General features: G+C 69.1%; 20 protein-coding genes. 8 read left to right on the forward strand and 12 right to left on the reverse strand.

Annotated elements, in window-relative coordinates; all coding sequences use genetic code 11:
• Positions 1–392 precede the first annotated feature (392 nt).
• Entirely contained in the window at positions 393–3923 is a 3531-nt protein-coding gene (locus SK854_RS38375; protein WP_319980059.1) for an FkbM family methyltransferase, read from the reverse strand.
• An 18-nt stretch (positions 3924–3941) separates the two neighbouring features.
• Positions 3942–5285: a glutamine synthetase family protein gene (locus SK854_RS38380; RefSeq protein ID WP_319980060.1), complete on the reverse strand. Its 1344-nt coding sequence runs from the start codon at positions 5283–5285 to the stop codon at positions 3942–3944.
• A gap of 41 nt (positions 5286–5326) precedes the next feature.
• Between SK854_RS38380 and SK854_RS38385 the strand changes: the two genes are divergently transcribed.
• Positions 5327–5962: an LppX_LprAFG lipoprotein gene (locus SK854_RS38385; protein WP_319980061.1), complete on the forward strand. Its 636-nt coding sequence runs from the start codon at positions 5327–5329 to the stop codon at positions 5960–5962.
• A complete protein-coding gene (locus SK854_RS38390; RefSeq protein WP_319980062.1) occupies positions 5962–7473 on the forward strand; it encodes an MFS transporter in 1512 nt (503 codons plus the stop codon). The genes SK854_RS38385 and SK854_RS38390 overlap by 1 nt, the downstream gene beginning before the upstream one ends.
• Here SK854_RS38390 and SK854_RS38395 read toward each other — a convergent pair.
• Positions 7428–8951 carry an alpha/beta hydrolase gene (locus SK854_RS38395; RefSeq protein ID WP_319980063.1) on the reverse strand — a complete coding sequence of 508 codons (1524 nt, stop codon included), beginning with the start codon at positions 8949–8951 and terminating at the stop codon, positions 7428–7430. The two genes, SK854_RS38390 and SK854_RS38395, sit on opposite strands and share 46 nt — an antisense overlap.
• The gene (locus SK854_RS38400; protein ID WP_319980064.1) at positions 8951–10513 is read right to left on the reverse strand and encodes an alpha/beta hydrolase; all 1563 of its coding nucleotides are present in this window, start codon (positions 10511–10513) and stop codon (positions 8951–8953) included. The genes SK854_RS38395 and SK854_RS38400 overlap by 1 nt, the downstream gene beginning before the upstream one ends.
• Positions 10514–10542: 29 nt before the next feature.
• Here SK854_RS38400 and SK854_RS38405 point away from each other — a divergent pair, with 29 nt between their 5' ends.
• Complete coding sequence (locus SK854_RS38405) at positions 10543–12255, forward strand: NAD+ synthase (RefSeq protein WP_319980065.1); 1713 nt, start codon at positions 10543–10545, stop codon at positions 12253–12255.
• Here SK854_RS38405 and SK854_RS38410 read toward each other — a convergent pair.
• Positions 12230–12847 carry a hypothetical protein gene (locus tag SK854_RS38410; RefSeq protein WP_319980066.1) on the reverse strand — a complete coding sequence of 206 codons (618 nt, stop codon included), beginning with the start codon at positions 12845–12847 and terminating at the stop codon, positions 12230–12232. The genes SK854_RS38405 and SK854_RS38410 overlap by 26 nt on opposite strands.
• Positions 12848–12903: 56 nt before the next feature.
• On the opposite strand from SK854_RS38410, the gene SK854_RS38415 reads away from it, so the two are divergent.
• Together SK854_RS38415 and SK854_RS38420 are read left to right on the forward strand one after the other, a co-directional pair.
• Positions 12904–14094 (forward strand): sensor histidine kinase, encoded by a 1191-nt coding sequence (locus tag SK854_RS38415; RefSeq protein WP_319980067.1) that lies wholly within the window; start codon positions 12904–12906, stop codon positions 14092–14094.
• Between the two features lie 2 nt (positions 14095–14096).
• Entirely contained in the window at positions 14097–14747 is a 651-nt protein-coding gene (locus SK854_RS38420; RefSeq protein ID WP_319980068.1) for a response regulator transcription factor, read from the forward strand.
• On the opposite strand, the gene lysX is transcribed toward SK854_RS38420, so the two are convergent.
• Positions 14741–18043 carry a bifunctional lysylphosphatidylglycerol synthetase/lysine--tRNA ligase LysX gene (gene lysX, locus SK854_RS38425; RefSeq protein WP_319980069.1) on the reverse strand — a complete coding sequence of 1101 codons (3303 nt, stop codon included), beginning with the start codon at positions 18041–18043 and terminating at the stop codon, positions 14741–14743. The genes SK854_RS38420 and lysX overlap by 7 nt on opposite strands.
• On the opposite strand from lysX, the gene SK854_RS38430 reads away from it, so the two are divergent.
• On the forward strand, positions 18005–18844 hold the full coding sequence (locus SK854_RS38430; protein WP_319980070.1) for an alpha/beta fold hydrolase: 840 nt from the start codon (positions 18005–18007) through the stop codon (positions 18842–18844). The genes lysX and SK854_RS38430 overlap by 39 nt on opposite strands.
• On the opposite strand, the gene SK854_RS38435 is transcribed toward SK854_RS38430, so the two are convergent.
• Positions 18822–19184: a VOC family protein gene (locus SK854_RS38435; RefSeq protein WP_319980071.1), complete on the reverse strand. Its 363-nt coding sequence runs from the start codon at positions 19182–19184 to the stop codon at positions 18822–18824. The two genes, SK854_RS38430 and SK854_RS38435, sit on opposite strands and share 23 nt — an antisense overlap.
• A 125-nt stretch (positions 19185–19309) precedes the next feature.
• Here SK854_RS38435 and panB point away from each other — a divergent pair, with 125 nt between their 5' ends.
• A complete protein-coding gene (gene panB, locus SK854_RS38440) occupies positions 19310–20164 on the forward strand; it encodes a 3-methyl-2-oxobutanoate hydroxymethyltransferase (protein WP_319980072.1) in 855 nt (284 codons plus the stop codon).
• Positions 20165–20168: 4 nt separating this feature from the next.
• On the opposite strand, the gene SK854_RS38445 is transcribed toward panB, so the two are convergent.
• On the reverse strand, positions 20169–21026 hold the full coding sequence (locus tag SK854_RS38445) for a glutathione S-transferase family protein (RefSeq protein ID WP_319980073.1): 858 nt from the start codon (positions 21024–21026) through the stop codon (positions 20169–20171).
• A gap of 18 nt (positions 21027–21044) precedes the next feature.
• Between SK854_RS38445 and pip the strand changes: the two genes are divergently transcribed.
• Entirely contained in the window at positions 21045–21986 is a 942-nt protein-coding gene (gene pip, locus SK854_RS38450) for a prolyl aminopeptidase (protein WP_319980074.1), read from the forward strand.
• A gap of 161 nt (positions 21987–22147) precedes the next feature.
• Here pip and SK854_RS38455 read toward each other — a convergent pair whose 3' ends face one another.
• From SK854_RS38455 to SK854_RS38470, 4 genes are all read right to left on the reverse strand, one after another.
• On the reverse strand, positions 22148–22573 hold the full coding sequence (locus SK854_RS38455; RefSeq protein WP_319980075.1) for an RICIN domain-containing protein: 426 nt from the start codon (positions 22571–22573) through the stop codon (positions 22148–22150).
• A gap of 50 nt (positions 22574–22623) precedes the next feature.
• Entirely contained in the window at positions 22624–23385 is a 762-nt protein-coding gene (locus tag SK854_RS38460) for a helical backbone metal receptor (RefSeq protein ID WP_319980076.1), read from the reverse strand.
• Positions 23385–24050: an NADPH-dependent F420 reductase gene (npdG, locus tag SK854_RS38465; protein WP_319980077.1), complete on the reverse strand. Its 666-nt coding sequence runs from the start codon at positions 24048–24050 to the stop codon at positions 23385–23387. Before npdG ends, SK854_RS38460 begins: the two co-directional genes overlap by 1 nt.
• Positions 24051–24111: 61 nt before the next feature.
• Complete coding sequence (locus SK854_RS38470) at positions 24112–25518, reverse strand: RNB domain-containing ribonuclease (RefSeq protein ID WP_319980078.1); 1407 nt, start codon at positions 25516–25518, stop codon at positions 24112–24114.
• Between the last annotated feature and the right edge of the window lie 23 nt (positions 25519–25541).

Here is a 25541-nt window from a genome sequence, read left to right on the forward strand (position 1 = left end):
TATATTACTGGCTGTGTTTCGGCACGCTGTTGAGTTCTCAAAGAACACGCGCTCACCGGTTCCAGTCTCCGTTTCCGGAGGCTTTCTCTCGGGGCTTGTGTTGAAAGCTTAGCCAGTTCGTTTTCGCTTTGTCAAATCGGCCGTTTCGGCTTCTTTAGCTCGGCGCAAACTCGCTTCGCATTCAGTTTTTGCTTGGTTCAGAAGTTATCTGAGTGGCTTTCCCGGTGTCAAATCGGGGTCATTTTCAGATCCCGGACAGCACGTTAGGCCGTTCATTTACTTCTGGGGGTTTGACGCCGTGAGACTTTACCCGGCCCGATCCGCGGTGTCAACCGCTCGTTCCGGGGTCTCGCTTGCGACTTGGAGAAAGTTACTGATGGGGACGATCAAAGTCAAATCGCCTGGTCAGCGGGCTGCTTGATCGGCACGGACGGTGCGGGAGCAGCCTGCTTGGCCCCGACAGGACGCGGTCGCAGCCACAGGGTGATGGAACGAAGTCCCTCCATCGCCCGCACGATCTGGTCCGCCGAGGCCGGCTGACGCGTCGCCACCGGCACCAGGTCGTAGCCCCAGACGCCGAACTCCTTGAGCACCGTCACCGGATCGTCACCGAAGTCCGCTGTAGAGGTCGCGGAGAACTCGAGGAACACGTGCGGCCTGTCGCGACGCAACAGCCGGACGAGTCCCGCGAGAGCGCGATGCCCACGTCCAGGCGTGTCGACCTTGACGACGGAAAGCTTCATGCCCTGCACCAAGGCGATCTCTTCGAGCGCCTTGTCCAGGCGCACCGACTTCACCCGTGCCACGTCTTCCCCGGCATCTGCGGCCAGCGGCGACACCGACACACCACCGGTCAACGTCGGTGAAACGGCGAGCTCGCCCGCGCTCTCCCACGCGGCGCCCTCGACCACGGTCATCCGATCGGCGACCGCGGCGGGAAGGTTCGCCGAGACGTTGTGCCTGAGCAGAGCGGCGGCGGACGCGTCCGGTTCGACGGCGACAACGGCGCCCATCAGCCCGAGCCGCGACAACACCCGAATCGAGTGGTAGCCGACGTACGCGCCGACGTCGAGGAAGATCCCGTCCGGTTCCAGCACGGAGTCGAGCAGTTCCGCGAGCTCCGGTTCCCACACACCGTTGGACGACAGCAGCGGAAGCATGAACGCGTCGTCGGAGGGCAGTCGCATCATGCCCGCGTCGCACAACACCAAAGACGAACGCACGGCGGGCGCGTCACCGGCGTTCTCGTGCTGACGAACGACCACGCGGCGCAACGCGTCCGCGGTCTGTTGTGCCTGATGGGCGGTGCGAAGTGCGGCGTCCAGGCGCGTGTCGCGCTCGCGGAACACCTCGACGACCTTCGACTCCAGCGAGTCGATCCGGTCCAGGGTCCGGTCGAGGGCGACGGTCAGCTTGTCGATCCGCTCCGCCAGCACCTCGTCGGACTTCGCGCGCTTGGCCGCCTCGGCGACGACCGCGTCCTCGACGTCGCGCTGCCGGCGGCCCTGACCGGCCATGTCCGCGCGCACGCGCACGACCCCGTCGTCGACGCCGATCAGCTGGTCGGCGAAGTGCGACTGCCGTTGCGCGACCTGTTCGACCTCGGCGCGGAGCAGTTCGAGCTCCCCGGCGCCGACGCCGGCCTTCAGCGCGTCCTGCCGGTTGACCAGCTCGGACACCGTGCGCTCGACCCCGTCGATCAGGGTGTGCAGCACCTGGCGCATGTGGTTGTCGTAGTGGTCCAGCGCGCGCAGCACGACCTTGCGCAACGCGGGTGCCATCGGCGTCCGATGAGGGCCGTCCACGGTCGGTTGCCGCAGTAACGCGTGCTTGGCCGACTGCAGCGCGAGCATCGGGTCGACCTCGGCCTTCGGTTTCGGCCGGCGTGCCCGCCACCCGCGGTACGCGTGCTCGACGCGTTCGCGGAGGACTTCGGCCACGCGTGCGACGGAGCGCACGGACAACACGTGCTCACGTCCGGCCGCACCGAGTGCTTCGGCCGTGGGCAGGTCATCGGCCAGTGAACGCAGCAACTTCGCGGCGGCCTGCACGTCGGGTTCGGCGCCCTGGTGACACGGCACGAGAACCGCCGTCTTGCCGAACAGTTCGGCAACGGCGCCGTGGTCCGACGCGACTACGGGGACTCCTCGCACCGCCAGCTCGGCCAGGCGCAACGCGATCCGGTCGTCCGCCCCACCGCGGTGCAGTGACACCACGGCATCGGCGACGGCCGCCACGTCGAGGTCGTCCACCAGCGAGATCCGCGGGTCGGAGCCCGTGGCGAGGCGCAGTCGCTCGGCGGCCTCCGGGTGCTCGACCGCGCCGGACACCGCGATCCGCAGCTCGACGTCCGTGCGGTCGGGGAACGCGGTCAGGAACGCCGACACGGCGCCCAGCACGTTGCCGGGCCGGTCCAGCTCGTGGTCCGCGAGCGCCGCGAACACCACCACTTCGCCGGACTCGTGCTCACGTGCGCCAACGTCGTGCACGGGCACAGGCACCACACGCACGATGGGCCCGCCGATGCGTTCGGCGGCGGCACGCGACACCTCAGACGAAAGCCAAAGTTCGTTCACGCCCGTGCGGTCGTCCGCAGCCGTGGCGTCCAACGCGACGTCGACGACGAACCGTCCGGCCGGCACCTCGTCCCAAGAAGAAGCGCGCACCACGACGGGATAGCCGGCGGCGGCCGACACGGGCAGTCCGGACGCACGCGCGGCGGCGAGCATCAGCTCGGCCAGCGGTCCCGAACCCACGACGGACACGCCGAGCTGGTCGAGCAGCGCAGGGCCTTCCGACCGGGGCTGCGGCACGGCGGGCGCGGGCAACCGCCCGGAAGCGACACCGACCCCGGCACACCACTCGCGCCAGGCGTCGGCGTCCGCGGCGAAAGGCGCGGGGAACTGCTGTTGCAGCGAGGTGTCCGCACGCCACACCGCGTCGGCCCACCGCGTGCCACCGTGCTCGGTCGCCTCGCACGCCCACATGAGGAACCCACCGCCACCGTCCTCACCGAACGCCGGCGGCGGCGTCAGCGCGGAGGCCCGGTAGTCGGCCCGCAGCTCGGACGGGATCTGGGTCCCGTCGATCAGGGAGTCGAACCGGTACGGGACGGGCGCCACGGACCAGCCGCTGCGCACCAGTTCGGCGCGGTAGGCCTGGCAGAGCTCGGCGACCTCGGAGTGCTCCGAGAGCAGCACGCGGGGACGGTCGGCGAAATCGGCCGACAGCAACCAAGGCCGGCGCGGGTCGAAGCCGCGGAAGTGCACGGTCAGCAGGTCCTGGCCGATCACGGCCAGAGAACCGGACTCGGTGCGGTGCAACGGACGGTCCGCGACGTTCCACACGGACAATCCGAGCCGTGCGTCACGCACGACGTAGTGCGGCACGATCGCCGGCATGTCCAAAGAGGTCAGGTAGGGCTCGGAACCCTTGCCGACCGCGATGAACCCCGGGTCGAAGGCACCCTGGTCGTGCAGGTCGGCGGGGCCGGGCTGCAGACCGTCGGACGGCAGCGGACGCAACGTGCGGGGCAGCATCACGACCGGTGCGGTGCGCAAGGCCTCCAGCACGAGCTTCGTCAGCGACCCGAACACCTGCACCCACGGGTCGAGGTACAGCACGGGCATGCCCTGCGACAGCAACGCCTCCAGCAGTCGCGGCACCATCGCGGCCTTCAGCTCCGCGGCGTCGAGCGACGTCGCGAGCACGTGCAGCTCGTCCTCGGTGACACCGATCTCCATCGGCGAGACCAGCCCGGGACCGGTGTGCTCCGACTGCGCGTCGACGACCAGCGCGACGAACCGGCCCTCGGGGTGCTCCGCGAGGAACGAGCTGGACAGGACCTTGACCGCGGGCAGCTCCGCCGCCGTGGCGACGGTGCAGGCGCAGATCGTCGGCTGGAACTCGGGTACCTCAGTCACGGAGAGCACGTATCTGCCTCACAGCATGGGGAGAAGAGTGCGCAACTCGTACGGGGTGACGCTTCGACGGTACGCGTCCCACTCCGTCCTCTTGTTGCGCAGGAAGAAGTCGTAGACGTGCTCGCCGAGCGCCTCGGGCAGCAGCTCCGAGTTCTCCATCTCGGTCAGCGCCTCGCCGAGGTTCTGCGGCAGGTTCGCGTACCCCGCCGCACGGCGCTCGCGGTCCGTCAGCGACCACACGTCGTCCTCGGCGGGCGGCGGCAGCTCGTAGCCCTTCTCGATGCCCCGCAGGCCGGCGGCCAGGATCACCGAGTAGGCCAGGTACGGGTTGCACGCGGAGTCCAGCGAACGGACCTCGACGCGGCGCGACGACGACTTGCCCGGCGAGTACATCGGCACACGGACCAATGCAGAGCGGTTCGCGTGACCCCAGCACACGGCCGTGGGGGCTTCACCGCCGACGATCAGCCTCTTGTAGGAGTTGACCCACTGGTTCGTGACGCCGGAGATCTCGCGCGCGTGCTTGAGGATGCCCGCGACGAACTGCTTGCCGATGTCGGAGAGCTGGTACGGGTCCTCGTCGTCGTAGAACGCGTTGCGGTCGCCCTCGAACAGCGAGAAGTGCGTGTGCATGCCGGAGCCCGGCTGGTCCGAGAACGGCTTGGGCATGAACGAGGCGCGCACGCGTTGCGTGATCGCGACCTCCTTCACCACGTAGCGGAACGTCATGACGTTGTCCGCCATGGTCAGCGCGTCGGCGTAGCGCAGGTCGATCTCCTGCTGGCCGGGCGCGCCCTCGTGGTGGCTGAACTCGACGGAGATGCCCATGGCCTCCAGCGCCTCGATGGCGTGGCGGCGGAAGTGCGTGGCGGTCTCGTGCGAGGTCTGGTCGAAGAACCCGCCGTTGTCGGCCGGGATCGGCTCGCTTCCGTCGCCGGGCAGGTCCTTGAGCAGGAAGAACTCGATCTCGGGGTGCACGTAGCAGGTGAACCCGGCCTCGCTGGCCTTCGACAGCGTGCGGCGCAGCACGTGGCGCGGGTCGGCCCACGACGGGGAGCCGTCCGGCATGGTGATGTCGCAGTACATGCGTGCCGAGTAGTTGCTGCCCTCCGGCGTCTGCCAGGGCAGCACCTGGAACGTCGAGGGGTCCGGCTTCGCGACCATGTCCGACTCGTAGACGCGGGCGAAGCCCTCGATCGCCGAGCCGTCGAACCCGATGCCCTCGCTGAAGGCACCTTCGAGCTCGGCCGGTGCGACCGCCACGGACTTCAAGAAGCCCAGGACGTCCGTGAACCAGAGCCGGACGAACCGGATGTCGCGTTCCTCTAGCGTGCGGAGCACGAACTCCTGCTGGCGGTCCATAGGGCGCAGCTTAAGGGCTCGGGACTCTCTACGATCAACGCATGTCCGCCCGTTGGTTGTTGGTTTGCGCACTCGCCCTGCTCACGAGCTGCACGTCCGGGGGAGATCTCCCCGATGGTGCGACCTTGCTCTCGAAATCGGCCGAGTCGATGCGCTCGGTCAAGAGCGTCCACTTCACCATCAAGGTCGACGGTGAGCTGCCGGACGTGCCGGTGAAGGAGGCCGACGGCGACCTCACCTCGGCGGGGGACTCGAAGGGCACCGCGAAGGTGACGTTCGGCGGGCAGCTGCTGTCCATCGAGTACGTCCTCACCGGCGGAAACCTGCACTTCAAGGGCCCGACCGGCGGGTTCACGAAGCTGCCGGCGGCGTTCGCGGGCCAGGTGTACGACCCGTCCGCGATCCTGAACCCGGACAAGGGCGTCGCGAAGGTGCTCTCGTCTTCCAAGGACGCGAAGACCAAGTCGTCCGGTGACGTGTCGGTGGTCGAGGCGACGGTGCCGAAGGACGTGGCGGCCGGGCTGGTGCCGGGCATCTCCGCGGACGTGAAGGCGACGTTCTCGATCGACAAGGACAACAAGCTCAAGAGCGCGCTGTTCGAGCTTCCCGCTGGTCAGAAGGTCGACATCGGTCTGACCGACTTCGACAAGCCCGTCACCGTCACCGCGCCTGCCTAATGCGCAAAATCGCTCTCGCCGCGTCCGGCGCGGCTGTGCTGCTGGGCGCGCTCGACGCGTACGTCGTCGTTGGCGTCCTCACCGACATGGTGCGCGACCTGGGCATCGCGGTGAACGAGCTGGAGCAGGCGACGCCGATCGTCACCGGCTACCTGCTCGGGTACGTGGCGGGCATGCCGTTGCTCGGGCAGCTGTCGGACCGGCTCGGCCGGCGGTTCGTGCTGCAGATCTCGCTGCTCGGGTTCCTGGTGGGCTCGGTGATCACGGCGCTGGCCGCGGACGTGCCCCTGCTGGTGCTGGGCCGGGTCGTGCAGGGCCTGGCCGGTGGCGCGTTGCTGCCGGTGACGATGGCGCTGGTCGCGGACCTGTGGGAGGAGCAACGGCGGTCGTCCGCGCTCGGGACCGTGGGCGCCGCTCAGGAGCTGGGGTCTGTTCTCGGCACGCTGTACGGCATCGCGGTGGCGTCGCTGTTCAACGCGATGCCGTTGTTCGAGGCGTGGGAGCCGCAGAGCTGGCGGTGGATTTTCTGGGTGAACATCCCGTTGGCGGTCATCGCGATGGTGATCGTGCAACGGTCCGTGCCGAACACACGGCGCGAGGTGCGCATCGACGTCGTGGGCGGGGTGTTGCTCGCTCTTGCCTTGTCGTTGCTGGTGGTGGCGCTCTACAACCCGACGCCCGCCGAGTCCGTGCTGCCGTCATGGGGCTGGCCGACGCTCATCGCGGCGTTCGTCGTGCTGGGTGGCTTCTTCTTGTGGGAACGCCGTAGTGCCGTGCGGCTCATCGACCCTGATGGCGTGCAGTGGCGGCCGTTCTGGGCCGTGCTCGGGGTGTCGCTGGCCGCCGGTGCCGCGTTGATGGTGACGCTGGTCGACGTGGAGTTGTTCGCGCAGACGGTGTTGCGCCGCGACTCGGCGTCCGCGGCGACGTTGCTGACCAGGTTCCTGATCGCGTTGCCGGTCGGCGCTGTCCTGGGTGGATTCCTCGCGTCACGGCTCGGCGACCGCTGGGTGTCCTTCGGCGGACTCGCGCTGGCGTCGGTGTCGTACGTGTTCATCGCGCAGTGGCCCGCTGACGTCAGTGGGCTCGTGCTCACGCGTGACCTGGCCATCGCCGGTTTCGGGCTGGGGCTGGTCATCGCGCCGTTGTCCGGTGCTGTGCTGCGTGTGGTGCCCGCCGTGCGTCACGGCGTGGCGTCGGCGTTCGTCGTCGTCGCGCGCATGACGGGCATGCTCGTCGGTGTGGCGGCGTTGTCCGCGTGGGGACTTCACCGGTTCCGCGAGCTCACGGCAGGCCTGAACACGCCGCTGCCGTTCGGCGTCGAGAAAGCCGAGTTCGAACGGCAGATGGCCGAGTACCAGCGCGGGCTCACCGAGGCGCTGCTCACCGAGTACCACGAGATCTTCCTGATCACGGCGGTGATTTGCGCTGTCGGAGCGCTGGGCTCGATCCTTCTGCCGGGTCGTCAGCAGACCGAGTCTGTTTCGGGCAGTCTCAAGTCCACCAGGTAGTTCGTGCCCACGCCGTCCACGCAGTTGATGCCCGCGAGGAACGCCGTGTGCTGGTTTCCGTTGTACGTCAGCAAACGCGCGCCCAACGCCCGTGAGAGGTCCACGCCGGACTGGTAGGGCGTCGCCGGGTCACCGGTCGTCGACACCACCAGCACCTGCGGCAGCCCGTTCACGTTCGGCGGATGCGGTTCCGACGTGTGCGGGGCCGGCCAGAACGCGCACGGGCCGAGAGCGGTCTCGTCGGTGGGGATCGTGTCGTTGCCCAGCAGTTCCAACAGCCTCCGACGGTTGGACTCCAGGGTGGCCCGGTCCTTGATCGGCGGTTCGTCGACGCAGCGGATGGCCACGAACGCGTCCTGGATGCGGCTGTAGGTGCCGTCCGGGGCGCGACCGAGGTACTGGTCGGCGAGCTGCAGCAGGGTGGTGCCCTTGTTCTGCCGCAGTTCCTGCAGGCCCTTGAGCGCGGTCTCCCACAACCGGTCGGTGTACATCGCCTGGATGATGGCGGTGTTCGCGTCCGAGTGGGACAGCTTGCGGTCGCCGACCTGCATCGGGGTCTTCTTGAGCGGCTCGATCATCTGCCGGAACTTGGACTCCGCCGTGACCGCGTCCTTCCCGATGGGACAGTCGCGTTGCGCGCACCAGCCGGCGAACCGCTGGAACGACTCCTCGAAGCCCTGCGCCTGACGCGCCGACGCGGCCACCTTGTCGCCGTCGACCTCCACCGCGCCGTCGAGCACCATCGCGCGCACGTTGCGAGGGAACATCTCGGCGTACAAGGTGCCGATGCGGGTGCCGTAGGAGTAGCCGAGGTAGCTCAGCTTCTTCTCCCCCAGCGCGGCACGGAGCACGTCGACGTCCCGCACGACGTCACGGGTGCCGACGTTGCGCAGCAGGTCGATACCGCTGCGTTCGGCGCAGCGGTCGACGAAGAACTTGTTCTCCTGTTCGGTCTGGTTCGCGCTCTCGCCCTTGGGCCGCAGCCGTTGCGCGTCGCGTTCCGCGTCGGTCAGGCACTGGACGCGGGGCAGGCTCGCCCCCACGCCTCGCGGGTCGAAACCCACCACGTCGAACCGCTTGCCGACCGGGTTGTTCGGCTGCATGTTCGCGACGTGCGCCATGCCCGAACCTCCCGGACCACCGGGGTTCAGCACGAGAGAACCGACCCTCCGGTCCTTCTCGGTGGCGGGTCGGCGCAGCAGTCCAACGGTGATCGTTCCCGCGTCCGGCTTCTCGTAGTTGAGCGGGACCTGCATACGCGCGCATTGGATGCCCTCGCGCTCGTACAGGGTCTTGCTCTTCGCATCGGTCGCGTAGGGCTGGCACGCACCCCACGACAACACCTGCGAGTAGAAGCGCTCGATGCCCTTGCGACCGGCGACGGGCGAGCCGTCGATGCGCGCGAAGGACGTGGACGTACCGAACAGAACGATCAAGGCGAACAAGGCCGCGGTGACTCGGGATCGCCTCTTCGTCATTAGGCGCACCGGGTTCCGTCAGCGGGCAAGGTCTGGTCGACCAGGTACTTCACACCTGCGGCGTCCACGCACTGGTCACCCTGCAGGAAGACCGTGTGCTGGACGCCTTCGAACGTGAGCAGCCGCGAGTTGAGCGCTTTGGCCAGGTTCACGCCCGCCTCGTACGGCGTCGCGGGATCGCCGGTCGTGGAGATGACGAGCAGCGGCGGGATGCCGTCGGCCTTGGGCGGCGCGATGGTGGCGCTCACCGGCGCGGGCCAGAACGAGCACGCGTCGAGGGCCGCGCCCGGCGGGTTGCCGTCGTCGAGGAACGGCGCCGCCGCCTTGTACTGCTTCGCGGTCTCCAGCAGGGCGTTCTTGTCCGTCAGCCGTGCGTCGTCCACGCAGTGCACTGCGTTGAACGCGTCAGTGATGGTCGAGTAGTTGCCCTGGTCGTCACGGTCGAAGTACGCGTCGGCGAGGGCCAGCAGCCTGGTGCCCTTGCCGTCCTTCAGCTCCTGGAGGCCGTCCAGCAGGATCGGCCAGAGCTGTTCCGAGTACATCGCCTGGATCGCCGCGGTGATGGCGTCGTTGTAGGACAGCTTGCGATCACCGACGTCGACCGGCTTCTGGATCAACGGGGTGGTCAGCTGCCGGAAGCTCGCGTTGGCGTCGTCGCCGAGAGGGCAGTCGTTCTTCCCCCGGCACCACTTCACGAACTCGTCGAAGGCCTTCTGGAAGCCGGCTGCCTGGGCGACCAGCGACGCGAGCTGGTCCTGGGTGGGGTCGACTGCGCCGTCGAGGATCAGTGCGCGCACGTTCTGGGGGAAGGTCTCGGCGTACTCAGTGCCTATCCGGGTGCCGTACGAGTACCCGACGTAGCTCAGCTTCGCGTCGCCGAGCGCAGAGCGGAGGACATCCATGTCCTTAACTACGTCCCGCGTGCCCAAGTTGGCGAGCATTGATGCACCGAATTTTGTCTCGGCGGCACACTTCTCGGCATATGCCCTGTTCTCTTGCTCCGTTTGGGCGATTCCGGCCGGACTCGTGTCCACATCGAGGTCCAAACGCTCCGCGTCGCGCTCCGGTCCGGTCAGACATTTGACCGCCGGCTCGCTCGCGCCGATGCCCCTCGGGTCGAATCCGACGAGATCGAACTTCGCCGCGAGCTCGGTCTTGCGGTAGGCGGTGATCATGCCCGCGGCCGACGCCATGCCGGACGCGCCGGGGCCGCCGGGGTTGGTCAGCAGCGAGCCGATCTTCTGCCCGGTGGCCTTGTACCGGAGCACGCCGATGGTGATCGTGTCGCCGGTTGGCTTGCCGTAGTCGAGGGGAACCCTCAAGCGCGTGCACTGGACATCGCGCTTGGTGCCGTAGGCCTCCCTGCTCGACCCGGTGGTGGCGTACGGCGCGCAGTCCTCCCAGCCGAGCTTCTGGCCGTAGAACTCCTCCAGACCGGCGGGCACGGTCCCGGCCGGACCCGTCTTCTCGAAGACGACGCCGGGCTTGGACGTCCCCTCGATGATCGACGTGCAGGACGCGAGCAGCGGAATGACGAGCAACACGCTCAAGAGACGGGCCACAGCCCGATCGTATGGGAGATGATGAGGGCATGCCGCAGCTTCGGATCGCGCTCGCCCAGGTCAACGCCACTGTTGGTGACCTTGCCGGCAATTCGTCGTTGGTCGTGGAGTGGACGCGCAAGTCCCGTGAGGGCGGCGCTCACCTCGTCGTCTTCCCCGAGATGGTGCTGACCGGCTACCCGGTCGAGGACCTGGCGATCCGCACCTCGTTCGCCCGCGCTTCCGGCGAGGCCCTGCAGGCGCTGGCGGGGTCGCTGGAAGCCGCGGGCCTGGGTGACATCGCCGCTGTCGTCGGGTACCTGGAGCACGACTCCGTCGGCCCGCGCAACGCCGTCGCCGTGCTGCACGGCGGCCGTGTCGTCGCGCGGCAGAACAAGCACCACCTGCCGAACTACGGCGTGTTCGACGAGCGCCGGTACTTCAAGCCGGGTTCGACGCTGGACGTCGTGCGGATCAACGGCGTCGAGGTCGGCATGGTGATCTGCGAGGACCTGTGGCAGGACGGCGGCCCGATCACCGCCCTCGGCAACGCCGGGGTCGACCTGGTGGTCTCGCCCAACGCCTCGCCGTACGAGCGCAACAAGGACGACCAGCGGCTGCCGCTGGTCGCGCGCCGTGCGGCCGAAGCCGGCGCGCCGCTCGCCTACTGCAACCTGGTCGGCGGCCAGGACGAGCTGGTGTTCGACGGCGACTCGCTCGTCGTCGCGGCCGACGGTCAGCTGATCGGGCGCGCGCCGCAGTTCGTCGAGCACCTGATGTTCGCGGACTTCGACCTGCCGGGCGGCCGCGAGTACCACCAGGGCCAGATCGGCGACTTCTCCGTGCGCCGCGTGTTCCTGTCGGACGCGGTTCCGGCCTACGAGCCGCTGCCCGCGCCGCGCGTGTTCGAGCCGTTGTCCGATGAGGCCGAGGTGTGGCACGCGCTGGTGACCGGCCTGCGCGACTACGTGCACAAGAACGGTTTCCGGTCCGTGGTGCTCGGTCTGTCCGGCGGCATCGACTCCGCCGTGGTGGCCTCTCTCGCCGTAGACGCTCTCGGCGCCGACTCGGTCTACGGCGTCTCGATGCCGTCCTCGTACTCGTCCGAGCACTCGCGTTCGGACGCCTCCGACATGGCCGCGCGCACGGGCCTGCACTTCACCACCGAGCCGATCGGCGAGATGGTGTCGACGTACGTCTCGCAGCTCAAGCTGACCGGCCTGGCCGAGGAGAACATCCAGGCCCGGTGCCGCGGCATGCTGCTGATGGCGTTGTCGAACCAGAACGGCCACCTGGTCCTAGCGACCGGCAACAAGTCCGAGCTCGCCGTCGGCTACTCGACCATCTACGGCGACGCGGTCGGCGGCTACGCCCCGATCAAGGACGTGCTGAAGACCCTCGTCTGGGACCTCGCCAAGTGGCGCAACGCCGAGGCGGAGAAGCGCGGCGAGACCCCGCCCATCCCGGAGAACTCGATCTCCAAGCCGCCGTCGGCCGAGTTGCGCCCCGGGCAGGTCGACACCGACTCGCTGCCGGACTACGAGGTGCTCGACGCGCTGCTGGACGACTACGTCCACGGTGACCGCGGGTACGACGACCTGCTGGCCGCCGGGCACTCGCCGGAACTCGTCGACAAGGTGCTGCGGATGGTCGACAAGGCCGAGTACAAGCGGCGGCAGTACCCGCCGGGTACGAAGATCTCGAACAAGGCCTTCGGACGGGACCGCCGGCTGCCGATCACGAACGGGTGGCGCGAGGGCTGAGCATTCCCGTGGTGGGGATGCCCTCGTAGACGCGGGCGGACGTCGCTTCCGGCTGGTCGTAGTAGGTCGCCAGGCCGCCGTGCACGGAGATGAGGGTCGTCTTCGTTCGCCACCAGTTGTCGGCGACTCCGCGGACCTCTTCGACGGGCTCGAAGCCGGACAGGTCCACGTCGTCGACCACGGTGATCTTCCGCGCCTCGACGGTGGCGTAGTAGGTGAGAGCGAGCGATTCGATCCAGCCCTCCACCGACTCGTGCAGGGCGGCGAACCTGCCGCAGCCGAGGCCGAACTCGCCGTTCGGGCCGATGTCGAAGGTGTAGGGCAAGGCGCTCCGCGTCTGGCCCGCGTCGAACCGGTCGGCACCGGACGCCCCGACCGGCAGGTCCGCGGCGAGCCAGCGCGGGCCACCGTCGTAGGCGAGCGAGGGCGGCAGGACCAGACCGCCCCACCGTTCGTGGAAGCCGGCGGCCCTGTCGATCTCGGATTCGCGCACGCCGGCCGCGCGCCAGCGTTCCCGGTCGAGCGGTGGAACGTCGACCCGGCGGCTGTGGATCGTGACGAAGTAGCGGGCCACATAGCTCAGCGCGGACACAGGAGTGGAGTCTGCTCTACCGCGCCGGTCCTGGTCAGACCGCTACGTTTGCCCGTATGAAACGGATTTGGGCGGCGCTGGTCTACCTCGCGAGCGGCCTGTTGACGGCCATCGCGTCGTGGCTCGCCATCGGCGTCCTGCTGCTGTCCGTGGTCGTGCTGCCGTTGCTGCCGATCACCGCGCCGTGGATGCGCCGGATCGTCGACTTCGACCGGCAAAGACTCGCGCGGTTCACCGGGGACAGGGTGCAGTCACCGCCGCCGCTCGACGGGCCGTGGCTGCATCGGGCCCAGCGGGTGCTGGCCGACCCGGACAGCCGCCGCGACGGGATCTGGCTGATCACGCACGCCCTGTTCGGAACGCTGTTCGGGGCGATCGCGATCGGGGTTCCCGGGGCGCTGCTCCAGCAGCCGTTCGTGCCGCTGATCTGGTGGGCGATCCCCGGCGGGTTCGAGAACTCGTTCGGCGTGCGCGTCGACTCGTGGCCGAAGGCGCTGCTGAGCGTGCCGATCGGGATCGTGCTGACGCTGATCCTGCTCCAGTTCCCGCGGCTGGCGGACGTGGACGCTCGATGGGCGCGGAAGCTGCTGGCGCCGCCCAAGGCGTCGCTGGAGAAGCGGCTGGCCGAGGTGGTGGCCACACGAGCGGCCGCGTTGCAGGCTCACGGGGCGGAGCTGCGGCGGATCGAGCGGAACCTGCACGACGGGACGCAGAACAAGCTGGTCGGCGTGGTCATGATGCTCGGGATCGCGGAGCGGACGCTCAAGCAGAACCCGGACAACGCGGCGCAGGCGTTGCTTCGGGCGCAGGACGCGGCGGGCGAGGCGTTGGAGGAGCTGCGGAACGTCGTGCGGAGCATTCATCCGCCGGTGCTGGAGGACCTGGGGCTGGACGGGGCGATTCAGGCGTTGGCGGCGCGGTGTCCGGTGCCGTGCGTGCTCACCGCCGAGCATCTCGGGCGGTTGCCCGCGGCGGTGGAGGCTGCCGCTTACTTCGCGGTGGCCGAGGCCCTCACGAACGTGGCCAAGCACAGTGGTGCCCGTCATGCCTGGGTCAGTCTTGGGGTGGACGATGATCAGCTCACCGTTCTCGTGCACGACGACGGCAAGGGTGGCGCGGACGAGAAGCAGGGGACGGGCTTGGAAGGCATTCGTGGCAGGGTGGCGGCGCTGGACGGCAGCGCGGAGATGAGCAGTCCCGAGGGTGGGCCCACTGTGCTCACCGTCGTGCTGCCGGTGGGGAGGTGACCATGCGCATCGTGATCGCCGAAGACGACGCGTTGCTCCGCGAGGGGCTCACGTTGTTGTTGCGCAACGAAGGCATCGAAGTCGCTGCGGCGACTGACAACCCGGACGACTTTCTGAAGGCCGTGGCCGAGCACGAGCCGGACATCGCCGTGGTCGACGTGCGGATGCCGCCGACGTTCACCGACGAAGGCCTGCGGGCCGCGGTGGAAGCACGGCGACGGCACCCGAAACTGGCGGTGCTGGTCCTGTCCGCGTGGGTCGAGCAGAGCTACGCGCACGAACTGCTCGCGGGTGCGGGAGGCGGCGGCGTCGGCTACCTGCTCAAGGAACGCGTCGGCAAGGTCGCGGACTTCCTCGACTCGCTGCACCGCGTCGCGAACGGCGGCACGGCGCTCGACCCCGAGGTCGTGTCGCAGCTTCTGGTGCGGCGCAAGGCGGACGACGCGCTCAGCGTGCTGTCACCGCGGGAGCGCGAGGTCCTCGGCCTGATGGCGGAGGGACTGTCGAACGCCGCCATCGGCGAGAAGCTCGTTCTCAGCGCGGGAGCCGTGCACAAGCACATCGGCAACGTCTTCCTGAAGCTCGGCCTCAACAGCGAGGACGGCACCGGCGACCGACGCGTCCAGGCCGTCCTCGCGTACCTGGATCACTGAGGCCGGACGAAGGGGAAGAGCACGGTCTGCCGGATCGACGTGCCGGTCAGCATCATCAGCAACCGGTCGACGCCCATGCCGAGCCCACCGGTCGGCGGCATGCCGTGCTCCAGCGCCCGCAGGAAGTCCTCGTCCAGCTCCATCGCCTCGACGTCACCGGACGCGGCCTTGAGCGACTGCGCCTCCAGCCGGCGCCGTTGCTCCAAGGGATCGGTGAGCTCCGAGTAGGCGGTGCCGATCTCCGCGCCGAACGCGACGAGGTCCCACCGCTCGGCCAGGCGCGGGTCGACGCGGTGCTGGCGGGTCAGCGGCGACACCGAGGTCGGGAAGTCGATGTAGAAGGTCGGGCCGACGGTGCCGGCCTCCACGAACGAGTCGTACGCCTCCTGCACCAGCTGGCCGTGGTCCCAGTCGTCGTTGATCTCCACGTCTCGCGCGGACAGCAGGGACCGCAGCTCCGAGACCGACGTGTCCGGGGTGATCGAGGCGTCCAGGGCCGCGGAAACCGCTGTGTAGACCGGAATCACCGGCCACTGGCCCGACAGGTCGAACGTGCCGTCGGGCCGGTGCGCGACCTCGGAACCGAACGCCTCGCGCGCCGCGTGCTGGATCAGCGTGCGGACCAGGTCGAGCATGACCCGGTAGTCCGCATAGGACTGATAGGCCTCCAGCATCGTGAACTCGGGGTTGTGGGTGGCGTCCGCGCCCTCGTTGCGGAAGTTGCGGTTCAGCTCGAACACCCGGTCCACGCCCGCGACGCACAGCCGTTTCAGGTACAGCTCCGGAGCGATCCGCAGGTACATGCGCATGTCGTAGGCGTTGATGTGCGTCACGAACGGCCGTGCGTTCGCACCGCCGTGCACGGCCTGCAGCATCGGCGTCTCGACTTCGAGGTACTCCTGCGCGTGCAGGAACTCCCGCACGCTGCGGATGACGTCGCTGCGCAGCTTCAGCAGGTGCGCCGAGTCCTGGTTCACGACCAGGTCGAGGTAGCGCTGGCGGACGCGGGCCTCCGGGTCGGTGAAGCCCTTCCGCTTGTCCGGCAACGGGTGCAGGCACTTCGCGGTCATCGTCCAGGACGAGGCCAGCACGGAGATCTCGCCGTGGTCGGACTTGATCACGCGACCGGTCACGCCGACGTGGTCGCCGAGGTCGACGTCCGACTTCCACGACGCCAGCGCGTCACCCAGCGCGTCTATGGACAGCATCAGCTGGATCTCGCCGCTGAAGTCCCGAATCCGCGCGAAGCAGAGCTTGCCCATCTCCCGCAGCGCCACCACGCGTCCGGTCACCGACACGTCCTCGCCGAAGCGTTCCCGTGCGCCCGCAAGGAGATCCGTGCGAGCGAACCCGACCGGATAAGGGTCGACGCCCTGGGACAGAAGCCGTTCGACCTTCGCGATCCGCACCCGGACCTGCTCCGGCCTGCGCACGGCCTTCGGTTCGATCCGGATCGCGTCGATCTCGGCGACCTTCAGCGCGAACTCGGAGCTCACGTCGGTCTTCTGCAGCGCCCGCTTGCGCAACGACCGCAGCGACGGCACGAAACCCTCGGCGACACCGGCGGCGATGCTGACCCGCGGCAGCGAACGGGAGCGCTGGTAGCAGAGGAAACGCGGCTCCCACTCCGGCAGGTACTTGGCGTTCGACCGGTACAGCGACTCCAGCTGGAAGAACCGCGAGGCGAGCGACAGCACCCGCCGCCACGCCCGCAGCACCGGGCCGGCGCCGATCTTCTCGCCCTCCTCGAACACCGCGCGGAACATCGCGAAGTTCAACGAGATCCGTTGCACGCCGAGGTGCCCGGCGGCAGCCGCGAGCTGGGCGACCATGTACTCGTTGAGGCCGTTCTCGGCCCCGCGGTCGCGGCGCATCAGGTCCAGGGAGACACCCCGGCGACCCCACGGCACGAACGACAGCAGGCCGCGCAGAGCGCCCGAGGCGTCGTAGGCCTCGACCATCACGCACCGGCCGTCGCTCGGATCTCCCAGACGCCCCAGCGCCATCGAGAACCCGCGCTCGGTCTCGGCACCGCGCCAGGCCTCGGCCAGGTCCAGAATGGACGCCATCTCGTCCGGCGCGATCTCGCTGTGGCGGCGGACCCGCGTGGTGTACCCGGCCCGTTCGACGCGCGACACCGCCTGACGCAGCCCACGCCGTTCCGGACCGGCCAGGTTGAACTCGCGGACGTCCAGGATCGCCTCGTCGCCGATCTCCAACGCCTTCAAGCCTGCGTCGGAGTAGACCTGCGCGCCTCGTTCGGAGGCACCGAGAACACCGGGCATCCAGCCGTAGGTGCGTGCCTCGGACAGCCACGCCAGCACGGCCTCCGGCCAGTGCTCCTCGTCGCCGATCGGGTCGGCCGACGCCAGCGTCACGCCGCCGATCACCCGGTAGGTCAACGCCGCGCGGCCGGACGCCGCGAACACGACGCTCTTGTCGCGCCGGGTCGCGAAGTAGCCCAGCGAGTCGGGCTCGCCGTCGGACGCCAGCAGCCGGCGCACGTCCAGCTCCTGGTCAGCGGTGATCATGCTCTGCGTGCGGACACCGCGGAAGAAGATGTACATCGCGCGGGCCGCGACGAGCGTGCCGCCCAGGCCGAGGAGCACGCTCAGCCACTGCGGGCCCTCGGGGATGTCGAGCCTGCCCAGCCGGACGACCTCACCCGTCGCCTGGTTCGCCGCCCACGCGACCTTGTCGAGCTGCTCGACGAGTTCGCCGGGGAAGATCTCGGCGAGGCCCCAGCCGAGGAGGACCAGCGCGATCATGCCCAGCACGAACGACGCGAGCGCCCGCCGCCACGCACCACGGGCGACGCGGGCCGGGAACGCCTCGCGCACCACGAACAGCAGCACGACGAACAGAAGCGAGGTCGCGGCGCCGACGCCGAGAAACACCCAGTGCGGCTTCTCGCCCTCATCCAGGATTTCTTCAGGCGCCAGGGCCAGGATGACCATGATGAAGCCGACCAGCACCAGGCCCATGACCTGGAACAGCAGCAGCGTCCACAGCGCCGCTCGCTTGTGCCTGCGCAGGGCGGCGCCGAGGACGAAGAACACCATGGCGATGAACAGGTTGCCGTCGATCGGCAGACCGAAGAAGTACCCGATGCCGTCCGCGACGTCGGTGAACCAGCTGTCCTCCGGCAGGATCACTCTGAGCAGCGACAACGCCCCGGCTAGCTGCACGATCGTCGCGATCGTGCCCGCGGTCTTCCACTTCCACGCCGGTGCCACTGCATCTCCCGAGGTCAGCCGATGACCGCCATGATTCCGTCTTCGGCCGGACGAGTGCATGTCGCGTCCTCCGGGCGTGTCGAGGCACCCGTCGTGGTGCTCAGCTCAGGCCTGGGCGGGGCGTGGTTCGACTGGGACCGGACCGTCCGCCTGCTCGAACCACTCGCACGGGTGATCGTGTTCGACCGGCCAGGCCTGGGACTGAGCGGTCCTGCCCGGCGCGGGCCGTCGCTGGCGCGGGAGGTGGCGGTGCTCGACGCGGTGCTGCGCGGCGTGCCTCGGGCGATCCTGGTCGGGCACTCGATGGCGTCGATGCACGTCGAGGCCTACGCGCGGCTGCGTCCGCATCGGGTCGACGGGGTGATCCTGCTCGATCCGGACGCCGAGGCGCCGGGCGCGGGAGCCCCGTTCGACCTGTCGGCGGTGGTCGCGCAGGGCGTGCGGGCGTTCGGCAGCCGCTGGCTCGGCGCCCGGTTCACGCGGCGGTACGGGCACTCGTTCCGCAACCTGCTGACCGCCGTCTCGACGCTCGGCGTAACGGATCCGGCACCCTCTGACCTGGTCGAACTCGTCTACCGGCGGCCCGGTGTCGGGCGGGCGGTGCTCTGGGAGCTCGCGTCGTACCCCGGTCAGGTGGCGACGCTCGAACGGCTGCGGGCACGCCGGCCGTTGCCGCGTGTGCCGTTCCTCGTGCTCACCGCCGGACGGAAGGTGTGGCCGGAGCACCGGTCGTTGGCCGCCCTCGTGCCGTGGGGACGCAACGTGCCGGTGCCCGGCAGTCGGCACATGATTCAGATGGATCGCCCGGACGCCGTGGTCATGGCCGTCCGGGAGGTGCTCAGGGGTCTACCCGACCACTGAGCAGGCAGAACTCGTTGCCCTCCGGGTCGGCGAGCGTGTACCAGCTCACGTTCTCGCCCTGACCGATGTCGGCACGCGTGGCACCGAGCGCGAGGAGACGCTCCAGTTCCTCGTCCTGCTCGCGGTCGGTCGCCCGCACGTCGATGTGCAGGCGGAGCTTCTGCAGCTTGCGGTCGGGGTTGCGCAGGAACAGCAGCGTCGTGCGCTTGTCCTCCGGTCCGATCTCCACCGACACGTCGTCGCGGTCGAGGATCTCGTAGCCCAGAACTTCTCCCCAGAAGGCGGCAAGGCGTTCGGGATCGGTGCAGTCGAGTACCAGTTCGGTGATTCGTGCGGCCACGCGTGTGACGGTAACCGCATCTGCATTCCGTTTCCGCCTGACGGTGCCACTCTGGAGTTCGGCAACCGTGCACCAAGCGCCCGGGGACCTGCTGATGCGGGCCTCGAGGAAAGGACCGGTCGACGATGACCACTGCCGATGTTTCCGCGCCCTACGGCTCCGGAGCGGGCCAGAAGCCCCCGGCCAAGAGGGTCCGCGTTCATCACCTGCGTGAGATGAAGGAACGTGGCGAGGCGTGGCCCATGCTCACCTCGTACGACACGTTCACCGCCTCGATCTTCGACGAAGCCGGAATCCCCGTCCTGCTGGTGGGCGACTCGGCGTCGAACACCGTCTACGGGAACGAGACCTCGCTGCCGGTCACGGTGGACGAACTCGTACCGCTGGTACGCGCGGTGACGCGTTCGGTCAAGCGTTCCCTCGTTGTCGCCGACCTGCCGTTCGGCTCCTACCAGGTGTCGGTCGAGCAGGCCGTCGCGACGGCCGTCCGGTTCATGAAGGAAGGCCAGGCGCACGCGGTCAAGCTGGAGGGTGGCGCGTACTTCGCGCCGCACATCCGGGCGATCACCGCCGCGGGCATCCCGGTCATGGCGCACATCGGCTTCACCCCGCAGTCCGAGCACCAGCTGGGCGGCTACCGCGTGCAGGGGCGTCACGACAACCACGACGTCGTGGTGCAGGACGCGCTGGCGGTGCAGGAGGCGGGCGCGTTCGCGGTCGTGCTGGAGATGGTGACCGCCGAGGTCGCGAAGCAGATCACGCACGACCTCGTCATCCCGACCGTGGGCATCGGCGCCGGTCCGGACACCGACGCCCAGGTGCTGGTGTGGCAGGACATGATGGGCCTGAACCGCGGCAAGGCGCCCAGGTTCGTCAAGCGCTACGCGGACATCGGCAACATCATGCTCGGCGCGGCCACCGAGTTCGCCAACGAGGTGCGCGGGCAGCAGTTCCCCGGCCCCGAGCACACCTTCCACTGACCGCTCAGCGGGTCCAGACCTCCGGGTCTGGGCCCGCCGGCACGATTCCGGTCGGATTGATGCCGTGGTGCGTCACGTAGTAGTGGCGCTTGATGTGGTCCCAGTCGACCGTGTCCCCGAATTGCGCGTAGAGGCGTTTCGCGTAAGCCCACAGGTTCGGCATCTCGGTGAGCTTGTTCCGGTTGCACTTGAAGTGGCCGTGGTAGACCGCGTCGAACCGGACGAGCGTGGTCCAGAGCCTGATGTCGGCCTCGGTGAGCTGCTCTCCGACCAGGTAGGTGTGGTCGGTCAGGTGCTCCTCGATGCGGTCCAGTCCGGTGAACAGGGCCGTGTAAGCCTCCTCGTACGCCTCCTGTGACGTGGCGAAACCGGCCTTGTAGACGCCGTTGTTGACGTGGTGGAAGATCGGCTCGATCCAGGCGTCGATCTCCTGGCGCAGGTGCTCCGGGTAGAGGGTGCTCTCCGGGCGCCACTTGAGGCTGAAGTCCAGGGTGATCTGCGGGTAGTCGTTGGTGACGACCTCGCCCGTGGTGGTGTCGACCAGCGCGGGGACGGTGACCCGGCCCTCGTAGTTGCCGTCGGCCTTGTCGTAGGCCTCTTTGAGGTGGTCGATGCCCAGGACCGGGTCGGTGCCCTGGAAACGCCAGCCCTTCTCGTCGCGGATCGGGTCGACGACGGCCAGGGAGATCGCGTCTTCGAGGCCGAGGAGCTTGCGGACGATGACCGCGCGATGCGCCCACGGGCAGGCGAGGCTGACGACGAGCCGGTAGCGGCCGGGTTCTGGCTCCGGCCGCGCGGTGAAGCGGTTCGGCTGACGGACGAACGCCCCCGTGGTGGAGGTCTCCTGCGAGAACTGCGCCATGTGTCCGACGATAGGCCCATGTACCCGGAGATCGAGCCCCACGCGTCAGGCCACCTGGACACCGGTGACGGCAACCTCGTGTTCTGGGAGGAGTGCGGCAACCCGGACGGCAAGCCCGTCGTGTTCCTGCACGGTGGCCCCGGCGGCGGCTGCTCGCCGTCGCACCGGCGCCTCTTCGACCCGTCCGCCTACCGGATCATCCTGTTCGACCAGCGCGGGTGCGGGCGTTCGCTGCCGCACGCGTCGATGTCCGGTGATCTGTCGCTGAACACGACCTGGCACCTCGTGGCCGACATGGAACTGCTGCGGACGTCGCTGGGGATCGACCGGTGGCAGGTCTTCGGCGGGTCCTGGGGGTCGACGCTGGCGCTGGCGTACGCCGAGAAGCATCCGTCGCGCGTGTCGGAGCTGGTGCTGCGCGGGATCTTCACGCTGCGTTCGTCCGAAGTGGACTGGTACTACCGCGGCGGGGCGGCGAACCTATTCCCCGATCTGTGGGAGAAGTTCAGCGAGCCGCTCGCCGGTCTCTCCGGCGATCCGGTCGAGCTGTACGCGAAGCTGCTGGCCTCGGACGATCCCGAGGTGCACGGGCCGGCGGCGGTCGCGTGGAGCACGTGGGAGGGCGCGACGGTGACGTTGCTGCCGCGGCCCGAGCTGGTGGCGGAGTTCGCCGTGCCGGAGTACGCCCTGGCGTTCGCGCGGATCGAGAACCACTACTTCGTGAACCACGGGTGGTTCGAGGAGGGGCAGCTGATCCGGGACGCCGTGCGGCTCAAGGACATTCCCGGCGTGATCGTGCAGGGCCGCTACGACATCGCGACGCCCGCGGTGTCGGCGTGGGACCTGCACAAGGCGTGGCCGGAGTCGGAGCTGGTGCTGGTGCCGGATGCCGGGCACGCGTACGACGAGCCCGGCATCCTCGCGGCTTTGCTGGCGGCGACGGATCGGTTCCGGGATTAGTGGTGCGGCCCGGAACGTTGCCGTGCGCATTCGCGGTCAGACGGGTGCATCGTGGTGCCGCCCCCGCGTCCTCATACCGGAGTCGTATGGGGGCGTGGGGGCGGTGCCGCGAGGCGCCCTGCTGAGCGTGAATGCGCTCGCCAACGAGCCGGGTCACGCCACTAACGGAGGCCGTTCCACTTCGCGCTCGACGTCGTGCAGGTCGCGACCGTCACCTGCGCGGTGAGGCACTTGTTGGTGCCCACGTTGCGTAACTGGAACGAGGAACCAGACGCGACGCGGCGCCAGCGCTGGCCGGCGCTCGTCGTGCAGGCCTGGCCGAGCACGTCACCGGCGGCGGTCGCGCCGAGGCACTTGTCGGTGGCCATGTTGTGCGGCCAGTCGACGCCACCGCTTATCGGGACGATCCAGCGCTGCTCGTCGGAGAGTTCGTTGCACGGCTTCAGAACGACGTTGCTGCCGGTGTCGGCGAGGCAGCGGGTGCTGCCCGCGAGCTGGTAGACGACGACGGGTTCGGCGCTGGCCGGGAGGGCGGTGAGCGTGACGGTGGCGGCGGCTGTCGCGATGATCGCGGCTAGTTTCCCCATGGCCGAGAATCCTGGCAGCGCCGGGAGTTCCGCGAATCCACCCGTGGTTGTCAACCCTGGCCGTAGTCGAGTGCCCTCTGGAGACCAGCTTTTGCGTCTACGAGCGAAGGCCCGTACCAGGTGAGGTGCCGGCCGTTGACCAACACGTACGGCAGCCCGGGGAAGCTCTCCGGGCCGTCCTCGTGGGTGAACACGTACGGCTCGTCGGGCAGGATCACCAGGTCGGGGCGCCTGTCGTTGAGCTGCTCCAGGCTCGGACGCGGGTAGCGCTCCTCGTCGGAGGCGTATACGTTCTCGATTCCCAAGCGCCGCAACACATCGGTGGCGAAAGTATCGCGGCCGACGACCACCCACGGGCGGCGCCAGACCGGGATCAACGCCGTGAGCTTCGCCGGTGCCGTCTCGCGCCAGAGGTCTTCTGCCTTCGTGAGCCACTCCGGTTCGAGGTCCCAGCCGAGCCCGAAGAGCCTCCTGAGCGAGGCCAGGGCCATCGGGACCGTCTTCGGCGCCTCGGTCACCCAGACGTTGACGCCGTTGGCGCGCAACCGGTCCACGTCCTCGGCGCGGTTCTCCTCGGAGTTGGCGATCACGAGGTCCGGTTTCAGGCTCAGGACCTTGTCGACGTCCGGGTACTTCGAGCCACCGACGCGTGGAACGTCCAAATCGGACGGATGGGTGCAGTAGTCCGTGGCCCCGGCGAGGGCGTCGGGCACGCTGACGGCGACGGCCTCGGTGATCGACGGCACCAGACTGACCACGCGTCGTGGCTGGTCGAGCGGGACCGGCTCACCGAGGTCGTCGACGGGAAGCATCAGACGCCCGTGATCTTCAGGCCGGCGTGGGTCTTGTACCGGCGGTTGATCGCGATGAGGTTCGCGGTGAACGCCTCGACCTGGTGCGCGTTGCGCAGCCGCCCGCCGTAGACGCCGCGGAAGCCCGGTACCAGCTCGGCCAGTTCGCGCACGGTGTCGGTGGCCTCGCGGTCGTCGCCCAGCACGAGCACGTCCATGTCCACTTCGGACACCGCGAGGTCGGCCAGCAAAACGGCGGACACGTGGTGGAACGCGGCGGTGACCTTGGACTCCGGCAGCAGGAGTTCGGCCTGCTGGGCCGCGCTGCCCTCGGCGACCGGCAGCGCGAACGGCCCCTGCTTGTCGAAGCCGAGCGGGTTCACGCAGTCGATGACGATCTTGCCGGCCAGCTGGTCGCGCAGGGACGCCAGCAGGTCCGCGTGCCCGTCCCACGGCACCGCGACCAGCACGATGTCGGAGTCTGCGGCGCAGTCGGAGTTGTCCGCGCCCCGGACGTCGCCGCCGGCGATCTCGACGATCTCCTTGGCCGCCAGCTCGGCCCGGTCGGCGCTGCGGGAACCGATGATCACCTTGAGGCCCGCCTTGGCCCAGCGGATGGCGAGGCCCTTGCCCTGGGCTCCGGTGCCGCCCAGGACGCCGACGGTGAGGTCACGAATGTCAGTCACCCCTGCATCTTCACACGACCCGCCGGAAGCGGGCTGCCCAACGTGACCTTGGGCTCGCCGCTCACACCGCCCTGAACCGGACGCGCCGCTGCGCGGGGTCGGCCTCGTCCAGCCGGACGCGAATCCGCTCACCTTCCGGCAGGCGCTTCCCGGTGCACTTGGCGAGGATCGGCGGAGCGGACACGAACACCTCGGCGTCGTTGTCGCCGGACCGCAGCACGACGGCGTCGAACTCCTGCCCGACCCGTCCGGCCAGCACCCACGCCTCGGCCTGGTCCAGCGACGCCCGCTCCACCTTCGACGCCAGCGAGTCCGAGGACCCCATCAGCGCCGGCAGCTGCGGCAGCGCCTCGGCCAGCCAGGACGGCAGCTCCTGTCCCGCCCTGACCGCCAGGCACACCTCGGTGGCGAAGCGGTCCACCAAGCGGCGCAGCGGCGCGGTGACGTGCGTGTACGGGGCCGCGACACCCGCATGCGTGACGATCTCGGGGACCGACCCGTTGAACGCCGAGTAGCCCGCACCGCGCAGCAGCCGCGTGGCATCCGTGAACAGCGCCAACGCCTCCGGTGTCGAAGCGTCCAGACCGGCCAGGAACGCACCGGGCGACAGGTCCGCGGGCCACGCCACCTTCAGCGCCGCCGCGTCCTTGCGCAACGAGGCCACGGCCGCAGGGTCCGGGTCGGGCAGCGTGCGCAGGATGCCGACACGCGCCTCCAGCATGATCGACGCGGCGGCCATGCCGGTCATCAGCGAGATCTCGGCGTTCCACGAGTCCACCGCGGCGCGCGGCCTGGTGACCAGCTTCCAGCCGTCCCCGTCGGACTCGATCTCCTGCTCGGGCAGCTGCAGCTCGATCGCGCCGCGCTGACGGGCCAACGCCCGCCGCAGCGGCCCGAACTCGGCCAGCGCCGCCACGGACGGGTGCGGATCGCCCGCGTCGAACGACTTCTGCACCGACTCGTAGTCGAACTGGGCCGTGGACCGCACCAACGCCCGCCGCACCTCGACAGCCGTCGGAACGCCGTCAGCCCCGCAGGTGAACGTCCACAGCACCGCGGGCCGCACGACGCCAGGCAAGAGAGAGGCCGCACCCTCGGAGAGCACGGTGGGATGCAGCGGCACGTTGCCGTCAGGCAGGTAGATGGTCTGACCGCGCCGCCGGACCTCAAGATCCAACGGGCCGCCGGGCGTCACGAACAACCCCAGGTCGGCGATCGCGTAGTGCACGACGAAGCCGTCACCGGACTTCAGCACGCACAGCGCCTGGTCCAGGTCCTTGGCGCCGGGCGGGTCGATCGTCACCAGCGGCAGCGAGGTGAGGTCGGGGCGATCTCCCGCGGAACGGGAGATCGCCGCCTCTGCCTCGGCGAGCACGGCCGCGTCAAAAGCTGACGGCAGGCTGAACTCGGTGCGGATGCCGTCGAAGGACACGTCCGCACGGCCCGTGCGGATCACCAGGGAAGCCACCCGCACAGACTATGTACCGACGA

The organism is Lentzea sokolovensis (genome assembly GCF_033949975.1).
GTDB lineage: Bacteria > Actinomycetota > Actinomycetes > Mycobacteriales > Pseudonocardiaceae > Lentzea > Lentzea sokolovensis.

Coding starts and splice junctions, on each gene's coding strand:
- SK854_RS38380 (WP_319980060.1), bottom strand. CDS start 5,285: ATGGACCGCCAGCAGGAGTTCGTGCTCCGCACGCTAGAGGAACGCGAC.
- SK854_RS38385 (WP_319980061.1), top strand. CDS start 5,327: ATGTCCGCCCGTTGGTTGTTGGTTTGCGCACTCGCCCTGCTCACGAGC.
- SK854_RS38390 (WP_319980062.1), top strand. CDS start 5,962: ATGCGCAAAATCGCTCTCGCCGCGTCCGGCGCGGCTGTGCTGCTGGGC.
- SK854_RS38395 (WP_319980063.1), bottom strand. CDS start 8,951: ATGACGAAGAGGCGATCCCGAGTCACCGCGGCCTTGTTCGCCTTGATC.
- SK854_RS38405 (WP_319980065.1), top strand. CDS start 10,543: ATGCCGCAGCTTCGGATCGCGCTCGCCCAGGTCAACGCCACTGTTGGT.
- SK854_RS38415 (WP_319980067.1), top strand. CDS start 12,904: ATGAAACGGATTTGGGCGGCGCTGGTCTACCTCGCGAGCGGCCTGTTG.
- SK854_RS38420 (WP_319980068.1), top strand. CDS start 14,097: ATGCGCATCGTGATCGCCGAAGACGACGCGTTGCTCCGCGAGGGGCTC.
- SK854_RS38430 (WP_319980070.1), top strand. CDS start 18,005: ATGACCGCCATGATTCCGTCTTCGGCCGGACGAGTGCATGTCGCGTCC.
- lysX (WP_319980069.1), bottom strand. CDS start 18,043: ATGCACTCGTCCGGCCGAAGACGGAATCATGGCGGTCATCGGCTGACC.
- panB (WP_319980072.1), top strand. CDS start 19,310: ATGACCACTGCCGATGTTTCCGCGCCCTACGGCTCCGGAGCGGGCCAG.
- SK854_RS38445 (WP_319980073.1), bottom strand. CDS start 21,026: ATGGCGCAGTTCTCGCAGGAGACCTCCACCACGGGGGCGTTCGTCCGT.
- pip (WP_319980074.1), top strand. CDS start 21,045: ATGTACCCGGAGATCGAGCCCCACGCGTCAGGCCACCTGGACACCGGT.
- SK854_RS38455 (WP_319980075.1), bottom strand. CDS start 22,573: ATGGGGAAACTAGCCGCGATCATCGCGACAGCCGCCGCCACCGTCACG.
- SK854_RS38460 (WP_319980076.1), bottom strand. CDS start 23,385: ATGCTTCCCGTCGACGACCTCGGTGAGCCGGTCCCGCTCGACCAGCCA.